16 protein-coding genes and 3 pseudogenes are annotated in these 19,006 nt (G+C 68.6%); 9 read left to right on the top strand and 10 right to left on the bottom strand.

All coding sequences use genetic code 11. From position 1 onward, the window contains the following. Positions 1-8: 8 nt before the first annotated feature. Genes ACQP00_RS19950 through ACQP00_RS19940 form a run of 3 tightly spaced genes read left to right on the top strand, consistent with a single transcriptional unit; the run spans position 9 to position 2,826 of the window. Positions 9-1,688, top strand: coding sequence for a purine-cytosine permease family protein (locus ACQP00_RS19950; RefSeq protein WP_433221195.1), 1,680 nt, complete (start codon positions 9-11; stop codon positions 1,686-1,688). After that, a complete protein-coding gene (locus tag ACQP00_RS19945) occupies positions 1,688-2,254 on the top strand; it encodes a TetR/AcrR family transcriptional regulator (RefSeq protein ID WP_433223914.1) in 567 nt (188 codons plus the stop codon). Before ACQP00_RS19950 ends, ACQP00_RS19945 begins: the two co-directional genes overlap by 1 nt. Then, the gene (locus tag ACQP00_RS19940; protein WP_433221193.1) at positions 2,251-2,826 is read left to right on the top strand and encodes a TetR/AcrR family transcriptional regulator; all 576 of its coding nucleotides are present in this window, start codon (positions 2,251-2,253) and stop codon (positions 2,824-2,826) included. The genes ACQP00_RS19945 and ACQP00_RS19940 overlap by 4 nt, the downstream gene beginning before the upstream one ends. A gap of 14 nt (positions 2,827-2,840) precedes the next feature. Here the strand turns inward: ACQP00_RS19940 and ACQP00_RS19935 are convergent, their stop codons facing one another. From ACQP00_RS19935 to ACQP00_RS19925, 3 genes are read right to left on the bottom strand one after another with little or no spacing between them, the layout of a single operon-like run. Further along, complete coding sequence (locus ACQP00_RS19935; protein WP_433221191.1) at positions 2,841-3,734, bottom strand: class II glutamine amidotransferase; 894 nt, start codon at positions 3,732-3,734, stop codon at positions 2,841-2,843. Between the two features lie 23 nt (positions 3,735-3,757). After that, positions 3,758-5,161: a glutamate decarboxylase gene (locus ACQP00_RS19930; RefSeq protein ID WP_433221190.1), complete on the bottom strand. Its 1,404-nt coding sequence runs from the start codon at positions 5,159-5,161 to the stop codon at positions 3,758-3,760. Between the two features lie 6 nt (positions 5,162-5,167). After that, the gene (locus ACQP00_RS19925) at positions 5,168-5,557 is read right to left on the bottom strand and encodes a cupin domain-containing protein (RefSeq protein ID WP_433221188.1); all 390 of its coding nucleotides are present in this window, start codon (positions 5,555-5,557) and stop codon (positions 5,168-5,170) included. A gap of 206 nt (positions 5,558-5,763) precedes the next feature. On the opposite strand from ACQP00_RS19925, the gene ACQP00_RS19920 reads away from it, so the two are divergent. Next, positions 5,764-6,165: a hypothetical protein gene (locus ACQP00_RS19920; protein WP_433063082.1), complete on the top strand. Its 402-nt coding sequence runs from the start codon at positions 5,764-5,766 to the stop codon at positions 6,163-6,165. A gap of 121 nt (positions 6,166-6,286) precedes the next feature. Here ACQP00_RS19920 and ACQP00_RS19915 read toward each other — a convergent pair whose 3' ends face one another. From ACQP00_RS19915 to ACQP00_RS19905, 3 genes and pseudogenes are all read right to left on the bottom strand, one after another. Continuing rightward, positions 6,287-7,552, bottom strand: a complete 1,266-nt coding sequence (locus ACQP00_RS19915; protein ID WP_433221186.1) for a GAF domain-containing protein — start codon at positions 7,550-7,552, stop codon at positions 6,287-6,289. A gap of 234 nt (positions 7,553-7,786) precedes the next feature. Next, positions 7,787-8,052, bottom strand: a pseudogene (locus ACQP00_RS19910) (transposase); the annotation flags it as partial. A 216-nt stretch (positions 8,053-8,268) separates the two neighbouring features. Further along, the gene (locus tag ACQP00_RS19905; protein WP_433221184.1) at positions 8,269-9,327 is read right to left on the bottom strand and encodes a cellulase family glycosylhydrolase; all 1,059 of its coding nucleotides are present in this window, start codon (positions 9,325-9,327) and stop codon (positions 8,269-8,271) included. Between the two features lie 450 nt (positions 9,328-9,777). Between ACQP00_RS19905 and ACQP00_RS19900 the strand changes: the two genes are divergently transcribed. Further along, positions 9,778-10,671, top strand: a complete 894-nt coding sequence (locus ACQP00_RS19900; protein ID WP_433221182.1) for an IS5 family transposase — start codon at positions 9,778-9,780, stop codon at positions 10,669-10,671. 1,156 nt (positions 10,672-11,827) lie between these two features. Here the strand turns inward: ACQP00_RS19900 and ACQP00_RS19895 are convergent. The 4 genes and pseudogenes from ACQP00_RS19895 to ACQP00_RS19880 form a co-directional block, all read right to left on the bottom strand. Continuing rightward, positions 11,828-12,388 (bottom strand): hypothetical protein, encoded by a 561-nt coding sequence (locus tag ACQP00_RS19895; protein ID WP_433221180.1) that lies wholly within the window; start codon positions 12,386-12,388, stop codon positions 11,828-11,830. A gap of 1,067 nt (positions 12,389-13,455) precedes the next feature. After that, positions 13,456-13,647: pseudogene (locus ACQP00_RS19890) on the bottom strand (IS110 family transposase); the annotation flags it as partial. Positions 13,648-13,655: 8 nt separating this feature from the next. Further along, positions 13,656-13,814: pseudogene (locus ACQP00_RS19885) on the bottom strand (IS110 family transposase); the annotation flags it as partial. Between the two features lie 508 nt (positions 13,815-14,322). Next, a complete protein-coding gene (locus ACQP00_RS19880; RefSeq protein ID WP_433221178.1) occupies positions 14,323-14,739 on the bottom strand; it encodes a nuclear transport factor 2 family protein in 417 nt (138 codons plus the stop codon). Positions 14,740-14,822: 83 nt separating this feature from the next. On the opposite strand from ACQP00_RS19880, the gene ACQP00_RS19875 reads away from it, so the two are divergent. From ACQP00_RS19875 to ACQP00_RS19860, 4 genes are all read left to right on the top strand, one after another. Next, the gene (locus ACQP00_RS19875; RefSeq protein ID WP_433221176.1) at positions 14,823-15,413 is read left to right on the top strand and encodes a TetR family transcriptional regulator; all 591 of its coding nucleotides are present in this window, start codon (positions 14,823-14,825) and stop codon (positions 15,411-15,413) included. Between the two features lie 200 nt (positions 15,414-15,613). Next, positions 15,614-15,868, top strand: a complete 255-nt coding sequence (locus ACQP00_RS19870) for a hypothetical protein (RefSeq protein ID WP_433221174.1) — start codon at positions 15,614-15,616, stop codon at positions 15,866-15,868. A gap of 711 nt (positions 15,869-16,579) precedes the next feature. Further along, the gene (locus tag ACQP00_RS19865; protein ID WP_433221172.1) at positions 16,580-16,861 is read left to right on the top strand and encodes a hypothetical protein; all 282 of its coding nucleotides are present in this window, start codon (positions 16,580-16,582) and stop codon (positions 16,859-16,861) included. Positions 16,862-17,634: 773 nt separating this feature from the next. Then, a complete protein-coding gene (locus ACQP00_RS19860; RefSeq protein ID WP_433207943.1) occupies positions 17,635-18,726 on the top strand; it encodes an IS630 family transposase in 1,092 nt (363 codons plus the stop codon). The last annotated feature ends 280 nt before the right edge of the window (positions 18,727-19,006 follow it).

Here is a 19,006-nt window from a genome sequence, read left to right as displayed (position 1 = left end):
ATGCCACTGTGAGCAGGACAGGCAACGCGCGCGCGGCCGCGGAGGACAGCCTCGAGGACTACGCCTTCCGATATGTGCCGCGCACCTTCCGGCGCTGGAGCGCGGCCTCCGTCGGCGCGACCGCCCTCGGGTCCATCGCGTTCCTCGCCGACTTCTCCATCGGCGCGAGCGTCGGTATCGACCACGGCACGCTCAATGCCGTGCTCGGCATCCTGTTCGCGTCGGTCATCATCGTCATCGTGGGCGTTCCCGTCGCCTACTACGCCGCCCGCTTCAACCTCGACCTCGACCTCATCGCCCGCGGCTCGGGATTCGGCTACTACGGCTCGATCATCACCACCGTGGTCTTCGCCGGCTTCACCTGCATCTTCTTCGCCCTGGAGGGCGCCATCATGGCGCAGGGGCTGCAGGTGGCGACGGGGACGCCGCTGTGGCTCGGCTACCTCATCTCGACCGTGGTCGTCATCCCGATCGTCATCTACGGCATGCGCGCGCTGGAGCGCCTGCATTTCTGGACCACGCCGCTGTGGCTCGCCCTCGCCCTGCTGCCGCTGCTGTGGATCCTCTTCTCCGACCCCGAGTCGGTGCGCGCCTTCACGTCGTTCAACGGTACCTCCGACGGCTCGATCCGGTTCGGCGCCGTCGTGTCCAGCGCGGCCGTCTGCTTCGCCCTCACCCCGCAGCTGGCCGAGCAGATTGACTACATCCGGGCCATGCCGCCCCGCACGCCGTCGAACGCCCGCTCGTGGTGGACGTCGTTCGCGTTGTCCGGGCCGGGCTGGGTCATCTTCAGCAGTACCAAACAAATGATCGGGGTGTTTCTCGCCGTCTATGTCCTGGTGAAGGTCGATCCCACCCTCGGGCACTCCGCGACGGAACCGGTCAAGCAGTTCGTCGGTATGTATCAGACCCTGTTCCCCGACTGGCTCGCGGTCGCCCTCGCCCTCGTCCTCATCGTGGTCGCCCAGGTGAAGATCAACGTGACGAACGCGTACTCGGGCTCGCTCGCCTGGTCCAACGTCTTCACCCGGGTGGCCAAGCACTACCCGGGCCGCACGATCTTCGTGCTGCTCAACCTGGTGATCGCCTACGGGCTCATGATGCTCGACGTCTTCACCCTCATCTCCTTCGTCCTGAGCCTGTACGCGAACGTCGTCATGGCCTGGCTCGTCACGATCGCCACCGACATCGCCATCAACAAGTGGGTGCTGCGCATCTCGCCGCGCTTCCCGGAGTTCCGCCGCGGCATGCTGCACGACTGGAACCCGGTCGGCCTCGTGTCGGTCGGCCTCGCCTCCGTGCTGTCGCTGCTCGCGTTCGCCGGGCTGCTCGGCCCCGCCGTCAAACCGTTCTCGGTGCTCATCGCGATCAGCGTCGCGTTCGTCACCACGCCGGCCATGGCCCTCACCACCCGGGGCCGCTACTACCTGCGCCGCCGCTCCGACGGCATCGACTCTCCCCTGTTCGACGAGCACGGCAACCCCTCCGGCGAGCGGCTGCGCTGCCACGTCACCGGGTACATGTTCGAACGACCGGATATGCTGGCCTCGGCCCAGCGAGGGGCGCACGGGCAGGTGCAGTACGTCTCGTCGCTGGCGCTCACGCTCGACGATTCCGATCGCTACGTGCTCCCGCCGGACGTCACCGGCTCCCCGCACCGGGCGACCGATCGAGGCAGGGGAACGTGATGGAAGAGCAGGTCGACACCGCGACCGCGATTCTGGCGAGCGCGGCGGTCCTGCTGCGCGAGCACACGTTCGACGACATCTCCTACCGCGCCCTCGCCGACGAGGTCGGCATCTCCGAGCGCACGGTCTACCGCCAGTACCCGACGCGCGCGCACCTGCTCGTCGCCCTGTCGACCTGGATCGAGCAGACCCATTTCCCGCTGCCCCCGTTCGTGACCGTCGCCGACTTCCGCGCCGCCGTGCACGAGCGCTTCCGCGCCTTCGACGCCTTGCCCGCCTACGCCTTCGTCGGCGCCCGGGCATCGACGATCTCCCTGACGCTCGACGCCGAGCCCGCCTTCATCACGCGCGCGATCGAGGCGATGCTCGACGTGTCGGCCGCGACGCTCAACCGGCGGGACCGGCGGCGGGTCGCGGCATCGCTGCGGTACTTCTCCTCGGCCATGTTCTGGGCCCGCCTGCGCACCGGCTTCGACCTGGATGCCGGCGAGATCTGCGACGCCTTCGACCGCGCCGTCGGCACGGTGCTCGCTAAGCTGCCCGATGCGGTGTGGGCCGAGCCGTGAGCAGCTCGACGACCGTGCCGGAGCTGACCGGCACGCAGGCGGCGATCCTGGCCGCCTACGCCGAACTGATCGAGGAGGTCGGCAGCGACGACGTGTCGTACCGGCTGGTCGCCCGCCGGGCCGGCATCGCCGAGCGCACGGTGTTCCGCAACTATCCCACCCGGGTCGACCTACTGCTGGCGACCGCGGTGTGGATCGAGGCGACGGTGTTCGTCCGCGAGGAGTCGCACTCGATTTTCGACATCCCCCTCGCGATCCGCGACGCGATGCAGCGCTACGACGAACGGCCGGAACTCGCGCACGTTGTCGCCGAGACGGCGATGCGCGGCGTGAACGGCGCGGCGCCGTCGCACGGCCGGGAGCACCTCGAGCGGCTGCTGGACGTCGAGGTGCCATCGCTCGACCCGGCGCAGCGCCGAGCCGTCATCGCGGCCCTGTCCCACCTCGACTCCGCCGCGACCTGGGTGACGTTTCGCCGGGAGTTCGGCATGGACCGGCGTGACATCGCCGACACGGCCGCTTGGGCCGCCGAGGCGGTGCTCGACAGCATCCGCGACCGCGTCGTCCCCTAGCCTCCGGGCCGCCGTCACGAGGGCGTGTGCGCGGATCTGAGACTGTCGCCGCGCTGCGAGGCGGCCGCCTGGGGGTGCAGGTCGGCGAGGCGCAGCTGGTGCGCGGGTGGTGACGGAAGGGCGATGCGGCTGGTACTGCGCTGATCCGCGGCCACGTGCAGCAGCTCGCCCGGGTCCAGGCGGCGCCAGTGCGGATCCTCGTCCATCGGCTCGCTGGCCACGACCGTCGACGGCGCGGCGGACAGGTCGCCGGAGCGGACCCGGACCCGGCCCGAGGCGCTGGCGTGCTCGAGGTAGCGGTGGCCGTGCTGCCCGCCGGCGGGGCGGTCCAGCACCCACAGCTCGTGGGTCTCCGGGTACCGCAGCGCCCACAGGTCGGTCGGGGTGGTGATGATGAGGTTCAGCGCGTACACCGGCAAGTTCGCCCCGATCCAGCCGGCCGCGGACGCGATCGCCCGGCCCAGGTCACCGTCCCGGCGGGCGTGCGCGGTGATCAGCGCGAACACCAGCTCCGAGTCGGTGTCGCCGTGCACCAGATCGGCGACCGGGGCGACCTCGTCACGCAGCCGGTCGAGGCCGCCGACCACCCCGTTGTGCGCGAGCAGCCGGCCGTCCTGCAGGAACGGGTGGGTGTTCTGCGGGCTCAGGCCGCCGGTGCTGGCGTAGCGGATGTGCGCCAGGAAGGTACCGCTGGCTTCCTCTTTGGCTTCTCGCGCGAACTCGGCGTCGGCGTAGGCGGCCACCGGGCGCTTGTGCACCACCGCGCTGCCGTCCGGCGCGAACACGCCCAGGCCCACGCCGTCCGGTTCGCGCCGGCTCTGCACGGCGAGGCTGTCCGGGGCGTCGAGGAGCCAGAAGGTGGCGGTGACGCGTTGCGGTACCGCGGAAAGCCCGAACAGCCGGCACATGCGCAGGTCCTCCCGTTGCAGGATCAGTGGTGGAACCCCGGCTGGCCGCCCGACGGGTGCAGTGGTCCCGGCTGAGCCTGCAACTCCGGCAGCAGCCGGCGCAAGTCGTCCAGCAACAGGTCGGCGAGGTCGTGGGTGAAGCCGTTGCGGACCACGATCCGCAGGACGGCGAGGTCGGTACGGTCGGCCGGGAACGTGTACGCCGGCACCAGCCAGCCGTGCTCCCGCAGCCGCCGCGACACGTCGAACACGTCGAACGCGCTGACGTCCCCGGTCGTGGTGAACGCGAACACCGGCAGCTCGTCGCCGCGGCTGAGCAACCGGAACGGGCCCAGCGCGGCGATCTGACCGGCCAGGTACACGGCCACGTCCCGGCACGCCTGCTGCACCGCCCGGAAGCCGGCCCGGCCGAGCCGGAAGAAGGTGTAGTACTGCGCGACGACCTCCGCGCCCGGCCGGGAGAAGTTCAGCGCGAACGTCGGCATGTCCCCGCCGAGATAGTTGACCTCGTAGATGAGTTCGGCCGGCAGCGCGTCCCGGTCGCGCCACAGCACCCAGCCGACGCCGGGGTAGACCAGGCCGTACTTGTGCCCCGACGTGTTGATCGACGCGACCCGGCCGAGCCGGAAGTCCCAGGCGAGGTCCGGGTCCAGGAACGGCGCGATCATCGCACCGGAGGCGCCGTCGACATGGATCGGAACATCCCATCCGGTACGGCGCTGCAGCCCGTCCAGCGCCGCCGCGATCTCGGCGACCGGTTCATAGCTGCCGTCGAACGTGGAGCCGAGGACCGCGACGACGCCGATGGTGTTCTCGTCGCAGTGCGCCACCGCTTCCTGCGCCGACAGGTGGAACCGGTCGCCCTCCATCGGCACCAGCCGCGGCTCGACCTCCCAATAGTTGCAGAACTTGTCCCAGCACACTTGTACGTTGGCGCCCATCACCAGGTTCGGCCGGCCCGCGCTTCCCGGCTTCTGGCGGGCGGCCCACCGCCGCTTGAGCGCCATGCCGGCGAGCATCCCGGCCTCGCTGGAACCGGTCGTCGAACAGCCGATCACGTCGGCGGGCACCGGGGCGTGCCACAGGTCGGCGAGGATGCGCACGCAGCGCCGCTCGAACTCGGCCGTCTGCGGGTACTCGTCCTTGTCGATCATGTTCTTGTCGACGCACTCGGCCATCAGGCGCGTCGCCTGCGGCTCCATCCACGTCGTGACGAACGTGGCCAGGTTCAGCCGGGCGTTGCCATCCAGCATCAGCTCGTCGTGCACCAACTGCCAGGCCGTGTCCGCCGGTACCGGATCCTCGGCCAGCGCCTCGCGCGGAGCGGCCACCTCGTCGGCCAGCGCCGGGTTGGCCACGGTCGTGAACGGGTTCCCGCCACCGTCGGCGTCCCTGCGCCGCGGCGGGCGGCCACTGTGCAGCACCATGGGCAGCTACCGCCGCGGTGCACGCCGGTCGCGGCGCTGCTCGAGCTCCGCCTCGCTCACCAGCGTCTGCATCGACTGACCCGGCGTCATGATCATGGTGGCCAGGAACCGCAGCCAGGTGTCCGGCTGGTTGTTGGCGGTCTGGTAGTGGATGAGGTCACCGCCCGGCTCGAACACCGCCTCACCGGCCCGGACCACCCGCTCCGGCTGGCCCTCCAGCTCGAAGGTCATCTCACCTTCGAGGACGTAGGCGGACAGCGGTCCGGAGTGCCGGTGCGGCGGGATGCTCTCCCCCGGCGGCACCTCGATCAGCACCGTCATGAGCTCGGGCGAGTCGGGGATGAACGGCGGCGACTCGTCGAGCAGCGTCGTCCGCGTGATCGGGTCCTCGCGCATGCATCCATGCTCGCCAAGCCCCTCCGCGTCCACCCCCATCCGCGCGAGGTGACCGCGTTTGATCAGGTGCGCACTCGCTGAATGGACGGCCCGGGCCCTCCGTACGGGTGACCAAGACAAACGGAACGTATGAGTGGTTTGTCCAGATCCGTCCCCGGAAACTACTTAAAGTAGCCACATCGTCACAACAACACGGGGGGATTGCAATGCGGAACATTCAGCGCGTACTGACGCTGGCCGGCATGACCATGGCGGCGGGAGCGGTCGTCGGCATGGGCGCGCAGGCGGCGTCAGCTGCGACGGTACCGAGCGAGCGGTCGACGGTCACGCAGCCGCACCCGGGCGGCCACGACAACGACCGCAACGGCGGCGACCACGGCCGGCCGGGCCCCGACGGGCGCTGGCACGGCAACTGGGACGGCCACCGCAACGGCAACTGGGTCCAGTCCTGGACCGTGCGCACCTTCCAGAGCAAGCGCGCCTGCAACGTCGCAGGCTGGATCGGTGAGCGGCGCGGAGCCTGGGACGACTCGGACTGCTACCGCGTCGGCCACAGCGGCCGCTACGTGCTCGTCGCGCACGAGTACGGCGGCCGGCACCGCCGCTGACCAACCCGATGCCGGCGCCCGCACGCGCCGGCATCACCGCCGTCGGGTCGAGGCCCGTCGACCCCGTACGGCACCACTGATGGCCGGGATGCGGACCTCCGCATCCCGGCCATCGGCATGTTCAGCGGCCGAGGTATGCCGCGAGGCCACCGAGCTCTTCGCTGGCGATGAACGCGGTCCGCACGTTGAGGATCGCCTCCTCGACATGGGCGGGGCATCCCCACGCGGCGTCGCCCCACGAGTCCGCGATCTTGATTTCGGCCGGGTCGGTGCAGCCGCGGGTACCACCGAGTTGGCAGCGGTCCGGACGGGATGTGGCGGCTTGGGCGGCCGCGGCGGCGCGCATCCGGGCGGCGAGCTCCGCCGCCGCGGCGGCGCGCTGCTCGGCCTCGGCGCGCAGGACCTGCTCTGTGCGGACCGCCTCGGCCAGTTCGTCGCGGGCCGCTTCGGCTCGCGCTTCGGCGGCCGCTCTGGCCTGTTCGATGTGGTGGCGTTCGATCGCGAGGGCCGCGGTGCTGGCGAAGACCCGGGCGAGGGCGAGATCGGTGTCCTGCGGGACGCGCGGCGTGCGGTGGTACATGGCGAACGTGCCGAGCAGGGCGCCGTCGCGGGCCAGGATCGGTGTGGACCAGCAGGCGGCGAGGTCGGCCCGGGCGGCGAGGTCGTTGAACTCGGCCCAGAACGGGTCGGTGGTGATGTCGGTGACGATGACCGGCTCGCGGCGGTGCGCCGCGGTGCCGCAGGACCCGACCCCTTCGCCGGTGGCGATGCCGTCGATGGCCTCGTTGTAGAAGTCGGGCAGGCTGGGGGCGGCGCCGTGCCGCAGGTGCCGCCCGTCGGCGTCGGCGAGCAGCACGGAGACGAGGACCTCCTGCGGCGTGAGGTCCTCGATGCTGCGGGCCATCCCGTCGAGGACTTCGGCCAGCGGCGCCTGGCGCGCGATCTGCTCCAGCAGGGCACGGTGTTCGGCCATCAGCTGCTGGGCGTGCTTGATCTGCGTGGTCTCGACACCGATCACCAGGATGCCGGTCGTGGTGTTCGCGCTGTCCCGGTGCGGCTCGTAGGTGAAGTCGAAGTACGCCTCGCGGGCACCCGGGCCGTCGCCCAGCACGACGCGGACGTTCCTGCCGGTGTAGGGCCGGCCCGTGCGGTACACGTCGTCCAGGAGCGCGATGAAGCCTTGACCGGCGAGCTCGGGCATGAGTTCGGCAAGGGCGACGCCGGTACGGGCGCGTTCCTCGCCGATGGTCGCGAAGAACGCCGGGTTCGCCGCCTGGAGCAGGTGCGTCGGCCCGGCAAGGGCCGCGAACACGGCGGTGGACTGGCCGAACAGGGCCGGGAGGTCCTCATCCGGGCCGGCTGGCCGCTTGTCCCGCGCCGCTTGCATGTCGTGGCCGCCTCTCGTCTGTGGCCGTGCGGAACGACCTGTGACAACCTGGCCGGGCACGAGTATTTGCCGTACAACACGGAACCTACGGCATGGCGGCCGATCCGGCTCGGCCGGCGGTCGCCGACATTCGGCCGGGCACGCGTCCAGGACGTCCTGCCGGTCCGGACATCGGCCACCGACCACCTGGCGGGCAGCCAGATTGCTACCGCGTTCGGTGCCTACACCGGGCTACCGGGCGCCGGCGGCATGCTGGTGCGCCCGCACGGCCGAGGAGTCCACACACGGTCCACTCGACCGGCTGGCCGTCGTCGTGGACCTGCGCCGCGGCCAGAATCCGCGCCCAGGTGCCGTCCGCGGTCCATCGCCGCAGCCGCTCGTGGCACGTTTCCACGGCCCGTACCGTTCCGGCACGTCCCACCACGGCGCGCCGTGCCCAGCTTCCACAGAATCCCGTGGACCACTTGGCTGTGATCACGTGACCGCCCCGAAGCCACCCCGAGCAGCGTCACCGGTACCAGGACCATCATCGCCGCCGGTGACAGCAGCCCGTAGCAACTGCGGCGATGCCCGGCCGGTAGCCCAGGGTGGAGAAGCAGTCGCCACCGATCAGGGCACATCACCATCCACCAGGCGGCGGTTCGCGGCAGGTCGGCGGCGGGCCCGCGTGCTGTAACGGTCGTTGATGTCCCGACGGGAACCTGGCGTGGATCCGGTCATCGCGGGTCGGTCCCGCTTGGGTCGCTGAACGTCGCAGCTTCGGTCGAGGTCGCGCGGATGCCGTCAGGGCCGTTGATGAACCGCTCGCCCCAGGGGGTGAGATGGCGGGGGTCGAAGTCGTTGACCATGTCGAGGGTGTGGTTCTGGGTGTCGTTGCCGCTCCACGACCAGCCGAGATATCCCGTGCGGGTAGTGCTGCAGATCGACATGATCGCGTCTTCGTCCGGGTCGCCGTAGGGGTGGGTGGCGGCGAACTCGCCGACCACGACCGCGAGCCTGCGCCGCGTGTATGACGTGAGGTAGTCCTCGACCTTCTGCCATGTGTTGTACGGGCCGTACATATGGATGCTGAACGCAATGTTGTGCGCCGGATCAGCGGCGAGCAATGCGGCGGCGTTGTCGCTCATCGTGTGGGTCTCATCGGCGCCCCAGTCCGGCGCGTCGACCATGAGCAGATGCTTGAAGCCGGCGTCGCGTAGCCGCCGGACGGCGCTGACGGTGTCCGCGGACCATGTGGTGGTGACGTGGTAGCCGGCGGGTTCGTTGCCGATGTTGAGGATGACATACCGTTCTGCACCGAATAGCACGGATCGTAGCCTCAGCCAGGAGTCGACGGCCTGGCCGAGAGTCGCCGCGCCGGGTTCCTGCCCCCAGCCCATGGTGTCGTGTATGTCCAGGACACAGATCAGCCGATGCAGTCTGCACTGCGCGACGATGGCCTTGACCTGCCCCTTCGGGGTCGCTGGCCATACCTCACCGCCTGCCAGAGCTACCCGGACGGTGTTCGCGCCGGTCGCCTTGATGTCGGCGAACACCTGACGCCGGTCGGCATGCCACAGATAACTGTGATTGATCCCGCGGATCACGAGGTCATGACCGTCAGCCTCAAGGATCCGGCCGTCCCGGACCCGCATCCCTACGGTGCTCGACGGACTCGCCAGGACCGTGACCGCAGCGGCGAACACCACAACCGCGCTCGCGGCCAGACTGAACATGGTGACCTGCCAGATCAGTCCGCCACGGGGTATCCGCGGAAGGCTGAGAAGCTCCTGCACCACCGGCAGGTACCCGAACAGTCGTCAGATAGCAATCCCGCCCGGATGACCGCCCAATTTTGCACCAGGCGGGCAGCGCAACCGGTCCCACCGGTGGGTGAGGTTTGCGCGATCTCCGGGCGGGCAAGCGCCTGTTCGTTGCCGGCATGGTCCGCCGGTGACATCACGTCCAGCGGCCCGGGGGCGCGCCTGCTGGACGGTCGTTCACCGTCGGCGGCCGGACCAGCCGGGGCCGGCCGCCGACGCCATCCGACTTTGGTTCGACGCCGTGTTCCGCGGCCCTGAGGCCTGTTCAGCCACGTCGTGTATCGGGGCGGTTCACGCGGCTGCGGCTAGGGCGCGTTTCAGAAGTGGGGCTGGGGCCAGGTTCCGGCGTGGCGGTGATCGATAACTGAAGAGGTCTCCGGTAGAGGGTTCAGCGACCAAGCAGAACTTCATACCGGAGACCTCGTGGCCACCTTAGCGGTGACGAGGCGGCACGACCTGACCGACGCGCAGTGGGCGGCGCTGGCGCCGCTGCTGCCTGCACAGCCGTCGATGGGTCGTCCGCCGAAGTGGGACAGACGGCAGCTCATCGACGGGATCCGCTGGCGGATCCGGGTCGGTTCGCCGTGGCGGGACGTCCCGGCCGAGTACGGGCCCTGGCAGACCATCTACGGGCTGTTCCGCCGCTGGCAACGTGACGGCACCTGGGACGTCGTCCTCGCCGCGGTGCAGGCGCGCGCGGACGCCGCGGGCCGGATCGGCTGGGACGTCAGCGTCGACTCCACGACCAGCCGTGCGCACCAGCACGCCGCCGGCGCCCGCCGTGACGGCCACCTGCAGCAGGAACCACCCGGCGGCGTCCACGACGAGCCCGCCGACCACGCACTCGGCCGATCGCGTGGCGGGCTGACCACCAAGACACACCTGGCCTGCGAGCAGGGCCAGAAGGTCCTCGCGATGATCGTCACCGCCGGGCAGCGCGGTGACAGCCCCCAATTCATCCCGGTCCTGCGCAAGATCCGCGTCGCCCGTGTCGGTGGCGGACATCCGCGCACCCGACCGAACCTGGTCCTGGCCGACAAGGCCTACACCTCGAAAGCCAACCGCAGCCATCTACGCTCCCGCGGCATCACCGCGTGCATCCCCAGCAAGGCCGACCAGGACGCCCACCGCAAAGCCAAAGGCTCCAACGGCGGACGCCCACCCGCATTCGACCCGATCCGCTACCGGCAACGCCACGCCGTCGAGTGCGGCATCAACCGCCTCAAACGCCACCGCGGCGTCGCCACCCGCTACGACCAACTCGCCGTGCTCTACCAAGCCGTCCTGACCATCGCCATCATCAGCGAATGGCTCTGACGAGCCTTACGAAACGCGCCCTAGGCCGGTCGTGATGTGGACCGGAAGTTGCCGACTTCGTCTTGGCCTGCCGGATCGCCGATGAAGTTGAGCAAGCGCTGGCTTGTTCGCGCTGGCCGAGTAGGAGTCGTTCGACGCGCAGCCAGCCACCGGACGATGCCACTTTGACGGCGATGGAGTGCGCCTCCGTCATGCGTTCCACGGTTCGTACACGCATGAGGACCGCAAGGAGACCTCCTCGCGTGCCGTTTCTGCTCGACGACGGGCTTCGGCCAGTCGACGGTGGTGGGAGCTGATGCCCAATCGCACCAGTCGGCATGGGGAAGGCCGCGCCGCATTGATGGGCTTGGGGTCTCCACCTCTTCCACCCCCAGATCCGTTCGCCATCCATGACAAGACGGGCGAGTTCGCGAGCTCCGGCAAAGAGTGATCAGGCGCCATCGGCCTTGTCGGTCCGCGGACCACCGCCCTCTTACCATGACCCCCGCCAGCAGCGAGCCCGGCCGCGGGCCGAGACCAGCCGCGGCGACCCGGTGGCGCTCGTCGCGGCGCCCGGACAGCTTCGCCCCGTGTACGGCTGCTACGCCGAAGCCGTCAATCGCTTGGCCGCCCGGATACTTACGGGGTTCGGCTGACGGCGAGGACTTCGCCCAGGCCATCTTCGTCCCAGCCCGGATGGGCCGCGACGGTTCGACCCTGCCCGCGGCTACCTGCTCGGCACCGCCTACCGTAGGTCGGCGACCAGCTCCGCTCGCTCCGACGGCGTCGGCCACGCCCGAGGGCGGGGCTGGCTCCTCGGCATCGCCCACCGCAAGATCGTTGACCGGGCCGTGGAACGCCCGCCGCCACCACATGCCTGGGCCATCACCGTGACGGCGGCAAACCAGGCGCTGCCGACGGGCGGGATTGCGGCTGGTGTGAGGGCGAGGTACTGGATCGCAGATGAGAGACCGAGAGCGAAAGTGGCGGCGGCCGGTCTGGCGGCTCTCCAACCCACACCGGCGCGCCTTCTCTGTTGCTCCAGTCCAGTCACAGCTGGGGCTCGAGGACTCGGTTGTGATCCTCTGTCGAGGTTCCGTAGGATGAACTGATGACGTTCTGACGCTGAGCGAGGCCTCGGACGACTAAGAGTTCGACCGAGTTCGGCGGCAAGGTCCTACATCAGGGCCATTCTGATCTTATCCCACACACGTGGCCTGTTCGATGTGGTCTTCTGCTGTTCGCCGGCCAAGGCGCTGATCGCCAGCAGCGCGCCGGTGAGGACCGGGATCGACCACTGCACCACCCGCAACCGGCGTTGGGCCGCACCGAGATCGGACGGTGTGCGCGGGTCTGATTCAGTGACTCCCTGGACCGGCGCCCCGCCGGCCTTCTCGATCGTGCGGCCCAACACGCGGCTGTACGCGGTGGCAGCGAGTGCGGCGACCGTGAGGCCCGTCTTGGTCGCGCTCATCGCCGCCACACGCTTATCGCCGGCGACCCGGTCGGCGTTGCTCGCAAGCAGGCCGGCGGCGCCGACGAGGTGGCTACCGATCGCTGTGGCGTTGACTGGCGTCCAACGGCCCCACCCGGCAGAGGCGATCTTCAGCCGCTCGGTTGGATCGTCCGCTGTGGCGGCAGCTCCGTTGAGCCCGACCGCGCCCATCAACGACCCGCCGAACCAGGTAGCGAGCCCGGCGTCGTGCATCGATCGCAGAACCGTGTTGCGCTCAGACATGTGCACCCCCGTACGTGAAATCCGTTGCCATTGCCGGCGCCTACCCGCCCGGAGACGAACCATGCCCGCCACCGCCGATGACTACCCGTGCTCGCCGCGGTGGCCCCAACAGGTATGCGAGCTGCTAGGTGAGGGGACCGCGGAGAAGCACCGGCCTTGCGCCCAGCGAAGGACGTCGGCTCCGCGGTAGCGAACTCGGGTCCGGCCGGGGCCCGTCCGAGCCGGGCCGGATCTGCCGCCGGCGTCGCAGGGTGATCGACCAGCCCGGCCCACTAGGCACCAGCCCACCTCCGGACCGTTGCGCGAACCGGTGGACGAGCCGCAGCGATCTGCGCCATCAGTGAGGCCGCCGATCGGGGCTGATCACCGTAACGGAAAGTCTCGACAACCCCACGGCGGCGCGACAAATTGCAGCGCAGGACGCGATCGCGCACGACGGGCGACGGTCATCATCGACCTCACAGACCTGCAGGGTGCCGCGTTGTGCAGCATGCGTTGGGTGACGATGAGCTGGACGAGGCGGCAGCCGTCGGGTTCGGTGCGCTCGTCGGGACCTGCTGCCGGAGCGCGCTCGCCGCTGCACGGTGACGAAGTCGGGCAGTCTGCCCGGCTCTGAGCGCGGGCCGACTGTCTGCCTTGGCTGGTCCTTCATCGTATTCACGAAGCGTGGAGTGCTCTTCGGCGGTGCACAGTTGGCGCTTCATGGAAACGCCGCACGAGGGTATGAGTGCATCTCGAACGTGTGGCTGATTGTCGGCGCTCCGCCTTTTGGACATTGTCGTAGGACATGGGGACTGGTTGGCGAAGCAACTTTGAGATCGAGGTGTGGCGGTCGCAGGAAGCCGTCGCTCGATCTACTGAACTCGTCGGCCGTGCGGTAGCGGCGCGGGCTGACTCGGCGATAATTCGCGACGAGGCAACGGCCGGACGTAAGGATTCCAGTAGCCGTCGATGTGGGCCGTGCGCCGAGTCGGCGTGCTGAGCGCCAGCGCCGATTTGGTCGGGCGTTTGCGACAAGTTGTGGAACCGCGGATCGCTGGGGATGTCCCTACGGTCACCTCAAGCGGCAGCTTGGCGTAGAGGCCGTCGACGCGGCGGCGGGCGAGGCAGATGAGGGCGGCGTCGTGGCGCTTCCCGGCGGCGCGTTTGCGGTTGTAGAAGGCCAGTGAAGGCGGATGTGACAAGGACGCGAACACGGCCAGGAGGAACGCGAGTTGCAGCTTTTTTTTCCCGCCATTGGATAGGTGTTCACCGCGGGATGCTGCTGGATGCGGGATGCGGTCCTGACCCCGATGCCGGGCATCGGGGTCAAGGCTGAGGCAAGCGGGTGCGCATCAAGCAGCTTTTCGATGTCACGTGCGAGCTCGTCACGCTGGCGCAGCACCTCGCGCAGGCTTTCGGCGAGCCTCGGCCGGATCGTCTCCGCCGCGGCGGAGACGAAACACCACCGGCCTGCTGCGCGACTACTTCTCCAAAGACACCGACGTCAGCGACTACTTGCCGGCCAGAGTCGAGCACGAACTGAACCACCGCCCTTGAATGGCGTTCAACGAGGAGGCGCCGGCCGATCACTTCGCAACGCTGCCAGCCTCGAGAGGTCCGTCCGTGTTTCAACGTTCACTAGGACCCCAGCCGCTTCCAGGCCAGTTCAACTAAGGCGTGTTGGCAAGCCGGGCCGTCTGATCGCCGGTGTGACGGTGATCGAAAGTAGCGAGGTCTCCCGTTCCTTCAAGCCGGACAACGGCACTGCTGCCGTATTTCGCCGACGTACCTCACGCCGACGCGGGACTGCTCGCCGTCACACGGTCTACCCGTCCCGACCGTGCATGCCTGCGAGGGCATCCAAAACCCCCGCATGGCCGTCTGCTTGCGGAGCAGCTAAGGGTCTCGAGCTCGAAATCGACCGGCGGGTCAAATCCGGCTGAGAATTCCGGCTATCCGCGAGCAACGCTGGCGAGGACCTCGGCCAATACCAGCGGGTTGAGATAGTCGCGGTACGAGACAACCAGACCGTCCTGAATCCGCAGCACGGCAATGATCGTCTGGTGCAGCGGTGCACCTGTGGGGATGACGGTGCCGTACGCCTCGTACTCGACGATCGCCACCTGCGGATCGGTGGTCTCGTAGATGACGGTGTTGCGGTACTCGTCGAACTTGACGAGGGCGCCGGCTTGCCCTATGAGGAACTCGCGGACCTGGTCGCGACCCTCAAGGCGGCCCGGGACGCCATCCGGTCGGTATGGCCACTCGATGAAGCCGTCCGGCGCGAACAGGCTAATGAAGGTTTCCATGTCCTGCGCGAGGCTCGCGCGCAACAACTGCTCGACGACGACCCGTGACGTAACGGTCATGACCACTCCTTTCGTTCAACGCTTGTTGATTGAACGAGCGTAGAACGACCAGAGTCACTAGTCAACGTCCGTAGAATGCAGTTGTGACCGAACCAGGGCCGCGCCTGACCAGAACGCAGCAGCGCCAACAGAGCGAAGAGCGCATCCTCACCGCGGCGCGCCACATGTTCGCCGAACTCGGCTACGACCGGACCACGATCCGGGCTGTGGCCGCGGCCGCCCGCGTCGACGCCGGCCTGGTCATGCACTACTTCGGTAGCAAGGACCTGCTCTTCGCCCGCGCCGCCGAGGTGCCCGCCGACGAACTGCCCGGCGGCAGGTCAGGCGAGGTGGCCGAGGCACTCCTCACGTCCCTGAACCGGCGCCTGAACAGCGAGCCAACGGCTTCCCTGGCCGTACTGCGATCGATGCTCACCAACGCTGACGCCGCAGACCGCTACCGAGCCGCCGCGGAACCCCAGCTCAACCAGCTCACCGAAACCATCACGACGCCCGACGCCGACCTGCGCGCCAGCCTGCTCAGCGCGATCATCCACGGCGTGATCGCCGAGCGGTACCTGCTGCGCCTCACGCACCTCGCAGACGCCTCCCCCGAGCAGATCATCGACCTGCTACGACCGTGCTTCCAAAGCCTGACCACACCCCCACCTACATCAGCAACGTCGTCCAACTGAATACACGGGTGCTGAACGGTTGGCGGTACAACACGTCGGTGCGGAGGACAACAACGCCTTAGCGATGCTGTCGTCCCGGCGTCTGCGGGCAGCAGCCGATGTCGGCTGCGTTGCCAGTGTGATGCGCCGCGAGGTGCGACCTGGTTGCAACTCCGCAAAACCGTTCCGGATGCCGCCCAGGTTGTGTGCACGATCTCCGAGTGCAGCAGCACGACAAGGTGATCGCAGCCTTCCTGCAGATGGCACGGCAGCAAGTCCGGCTGTTGCAGGCAACGGTCCGGCGAATGCAAGACGAGCGTTACCCGATGGCATCCGTCACAGCGGCCGTCGCCGCCGTGGACCAATTACAGGCGGCGGTACGGGAAGCCGAACGCCATCTCAGCCCCGGCCACGTTGGTGTGTCACACCCAAGGCCTGAGGCAGGATGCATATCACGGCTGCGCAACCATGGGTGAGCAGCAATCAATCGGCGCGGTAGGCAGCACGTCGTGTATGGACACCGCCCCATCGGCGTGAATGTACCGTGTTTAGCTATCGCCACCAGCCCAATGGACTGCGTATCCTCCGCAGTTCCACGTTCCGGCCGGGCTTGCGCGGCACCTGCGACGGGTTCGGAGCCGACTGCAATATTCCGAAACCTTCCCTCCGCAAACCCTAAGGTCCGGCCAATGCACGCCGAACTGGAAGGTACAACTAAATATCTCTGGTCCGGATTCCTCATCCGGCCGGCTTTCATGACGCTGTGGCCCGTCTGGACGCAGACGGGCCACAGCGTTGTTTCCATTGCGGTCCCCGCTTGGTTCAGGCACTTGCCGCTTCACCAACGTGCGTCGCCGAACTCGACGCATCCCCCAAACCCGGTTGATGGAGGCCCCGTCCCGGACGACGACACGAGCGGGACGCGCCTTGCCAATTGCTGTTTCATGGCTCGCCGGGCAAGCCACAGCCAGCCGCCGCTTCACCGTCGCGGCGGACGAGTTCACCGCTCGGCTGTCTCCGCGCGTCACCCGCGCCGACCGTCCTGCGTGGGTTTCTCTCCTGGTACGGTGCGGCACTCGCCCGCCGCGTTAGCGGCCGATGTCGATCACACGCTCGGCGTCATACCGCCGGGCAGCGAGAACGTCGCGCTTTACTCCTGGCCCCGCGGCGGCGCCTGAGCCGATGCCATGCCCGGCACCGTCGAACTGCTGCAGCTCGCTGGGTACGCTGACATCGGCGATGCGCATGCCCGCAATACCTACCGACTCTGCGCGCGCCACGACGGCGCGTTGCTGCAGTGCGCCGATCGTGATGGCGCGTTGTCGGAGAACGGTGTCTCGCGGACTAGCATCTGGCTCCGGGGCCGCGCCTGGGCAATGTTCGGTCTCGCTCAAGCCGACCTGAACGATTTGGTCACCTCGACGGCCGACTCGTGGCTTGCCAACACCCCGGCCGACTGCGTGGCCTAACTGGGATTTCTCGTCCACTTCCGTTCGCGATACATCGGCCGCAGCCACCACGGCGGCCACTGTGGCCCGCCTCGGGGACCGTACCGACACGCAGCCCGCGCGACCGTCGATGCCTTGATGAATCGCCACCGCAACGCGGCTGGCATGCCTGGGTCGCAACGCTCCGCGCCTACGGCCCGACCGGTGGCCCCTTCCGCGACGCCGCACCGCTGCCATGGTAGCCGCTGCCCACTCGGGGTTCAGCTAGCTTCCCGAAGGTTTGGCGACGCGGCGGCGAACCTGCTTCATCAGCGCACCCGGGGTCGGCCCATGCACAGTGCGTCCGGTCCGTCCCTCGACGGCGAAGGCGGTCAGATCCCAGTCTGCACGGTGGAGCAGCTCAGCCATTTCGTCCCGGGTCGGCGCGATGGACGGGCCGGACCGCACCATTCGAGCACCCTACGCACCGGCGGCCTGCCGCACCTGAGCGACTTGCCGAACGTCCCCGGCGGCGCCGGATCGTGGCCTAGCTCCGGAGAGGAGCCGGGCGCCCGTACCCACTCGCGCCAGTCCCCCAGGCTCAGCAGCTGGCGCAAACTCCACGGTTACGTCGGCCAACCGCAGCCCGCGCGGGTGCAAAGAGCTGCGCAACTTGGGCTTCGGAGGTGACGACAGACATCAGCAGCCCAGCGTCGGCGTTGCCACGGCGCCCGTCCAGCGAGCGCCCGGCGCGCCGAACAGGAGCGTCTAGTGTCCTGAGTCGTTAAATCGTCGTCAGTGGGTACAGGTGTGTTATGCCGTTGCCGACAGCAGTACCGATCGTGCTTACTGATGACGAGCGAGAGCAGTTGCTAGCGTGGTCGCGTCGTCCCTCGAGTGCGCAGGCCCTGGCGTTGCGGTCGCGGGTGGTCCTTGCCTGCGCGGCTGCCGGCGGGGCCGCGAACGGGCAGATCGCCGAGGAACTCGGCGTTTCGCGTAGCACGGTGACGAAGTGGCGGAACCGGTTCGCCGGTGATCGGCTCGACGGCCTGCTGGACGAGCCGCGGCCCGGCCGGCCCCGCACGATCGCCGACGCTGATGTAGAGCGGGTGATCACCACAACCCTCGAGACGACACCGAAGGACGCCACGCACTGGTCGACCCGCTCGTTGGCTGCTGAGGTCGGTCTGTCGCAGACCGCGATCTCACGGATCTGGCGGGCGTTCGGATTGCAGCCGCACCGGCAGGACGCGTGGAAACTGTCGAAGGACCCGCTGTTCATCGACAAGGTCCGTGATGTCGTCGGGCTGTACCTCGATCCGCCGGAACGCGCCGTGGTGTTGTGCGTGGACGAGAAGTCGCAGATCCAAGCACTGGACCGCACCGCCCCGGTCCTGCCGATGCTGCCCGGCACCCCGGCCCGCGCCACCCACGACTACGTCCGGGCCGGCACCTCAAGCCTCTACGCCGCCCTCGACCTGGCCACCGGCCAGGTGATCGGCTCCCTCCATGCCCGGCACCGCGCGATCGAGTTCAAGAAGTTCCTCCAGACCCTCGACCGGCAGGTCCCGGCGGACCTGGACGTGCACGTGGTGCTGGACAACGCCTCCACCCACAAAACCCCGACCATCAAGCGCTGGCTGACCGCCCACCCGCGGTTCGTCCTGCACTTCGTCCCGACCAGCGCATCCTGGCTCAACCTCGTCGAACGCTGGTTCGGGGAACTGACCACCAAGAAACTCCAACGCGGCACTCACCGCACCGTCCGCGCCCTCAACACCGACATCCGCGCCTGGATCGAGGCCTGGAACAACAACCCAAAGCCCTATGTCTGGACCAAGACCGCCGACCAGATCCTCGAATCCATCGCCCGCTACTGCACACGCATTAACGACTCACGACACTAGCCCGCCTCGCGCACCAAAAGACAAGGCGCCACCGCCGGCGCGACAATGACGGTGCTCGTGGCCGACAGCACGATGCCGTTGCTGCCACAGCTCACCCCGTTACCCCCCTGTCATGAGCGGTACGTCCTCACGGTGGATCCCGTAGCCGGACTGGGTGGCGTGGCCGGCCACCCACTCTCGGCGCGATGTCCCTCGCCGCAGGCGGGATCGGCGTGAACCAAACGCAGCATCTGCCGCCCCGCCCCGCTTCACCAAATTCGTTTGATACGGCTGTGCCGAG

This window comes from Dactylosporangium sp. CS-047395, assembly GCF_050942185.1.
GTDB lineage: Bacteria > Actinomycetota > Actinomycetes > Mycobacteriales > Micromonosporaceae > Dactylosporangium.
Note: the sequence above shows the minus strand (reverse complement) of the source record. Positions and strands in the feature narration are given on the sequence as shown.

Bases quoted from the DNA above. Each gene is read 5' to 3' on its own strand.
- ACQP00_RS19945 (WP_433223914.1), top strand. From the start codon at position 1,688: ATGGAAGAGCAGGTCGACACCGCGACCGCGATTCTGGCGAGCGCGGCG.
- ACQP00_RS19935 (WP_433221191.1), bottom strand. From the start codon at position 3,734: ATGTGCCGGCTGTTCGGGCTTTCCGCGGTACCGCAACGCGTCACCGCC.
- ACQP00_RS19930 (WP_433221190.1), bottom strand. From the start codon at position 5,161: ATGGTGCTGCACAGTGGCCGCCCGCCGCGGCGCAGGGACGCCGACGGT.
- ACQP00_RS19925 (WP_433221188.1), bottom strand. From the start codon at position 5,557: ATGCGCGAGGACCCGATCACGCGGACGACGCTGCTCGACGAGTCGCCG.
- ACQP00_RS19920 (WP_433063082.1), top strand. From the start codon at position 5,764: ATGCGGAACATTCAGCGCGTACTGACGCTGGCCGGCATGACCATGGCG.
- ACQP00_RS19915 (WP_433221186.1), bottom strand. From the start codon at position 7,552: ATGCAAGCGGCGCGGGACAAGCGGCCAGCCGGCCCGGATGAGGACCTC.
- ACQP00_RS19895 (WP_433221180.1), bottom strand. From the start codon at position 12,388: ATGTCTGAGCGCAACACGGTTCTGCGATCGATGCACGACGCCGGGCTC.
- ACQP00_RS19880 (WP_433221178.1), bottom strand. From the start codon at position 14,739: ATGACCGTTACGTCACGGGTCGTCGTCGAGCAGTTGTTGCGCGCGAGC.
- ACQP00_RS19865 (WP_433221172.1), top strand. From the start codon at position 16,580: ATGCCCGGCACCGTCGAACTGCTGCAGCTCGCTGGGTACGCTGACATC.
- ACQP00_RS19860 (WP_433207943.1), top strand. From the start codon at position 17,635: ATGCCGTTGCCGACAGCAGTACCGATCGTGCTTACTGATGACGAGCGA.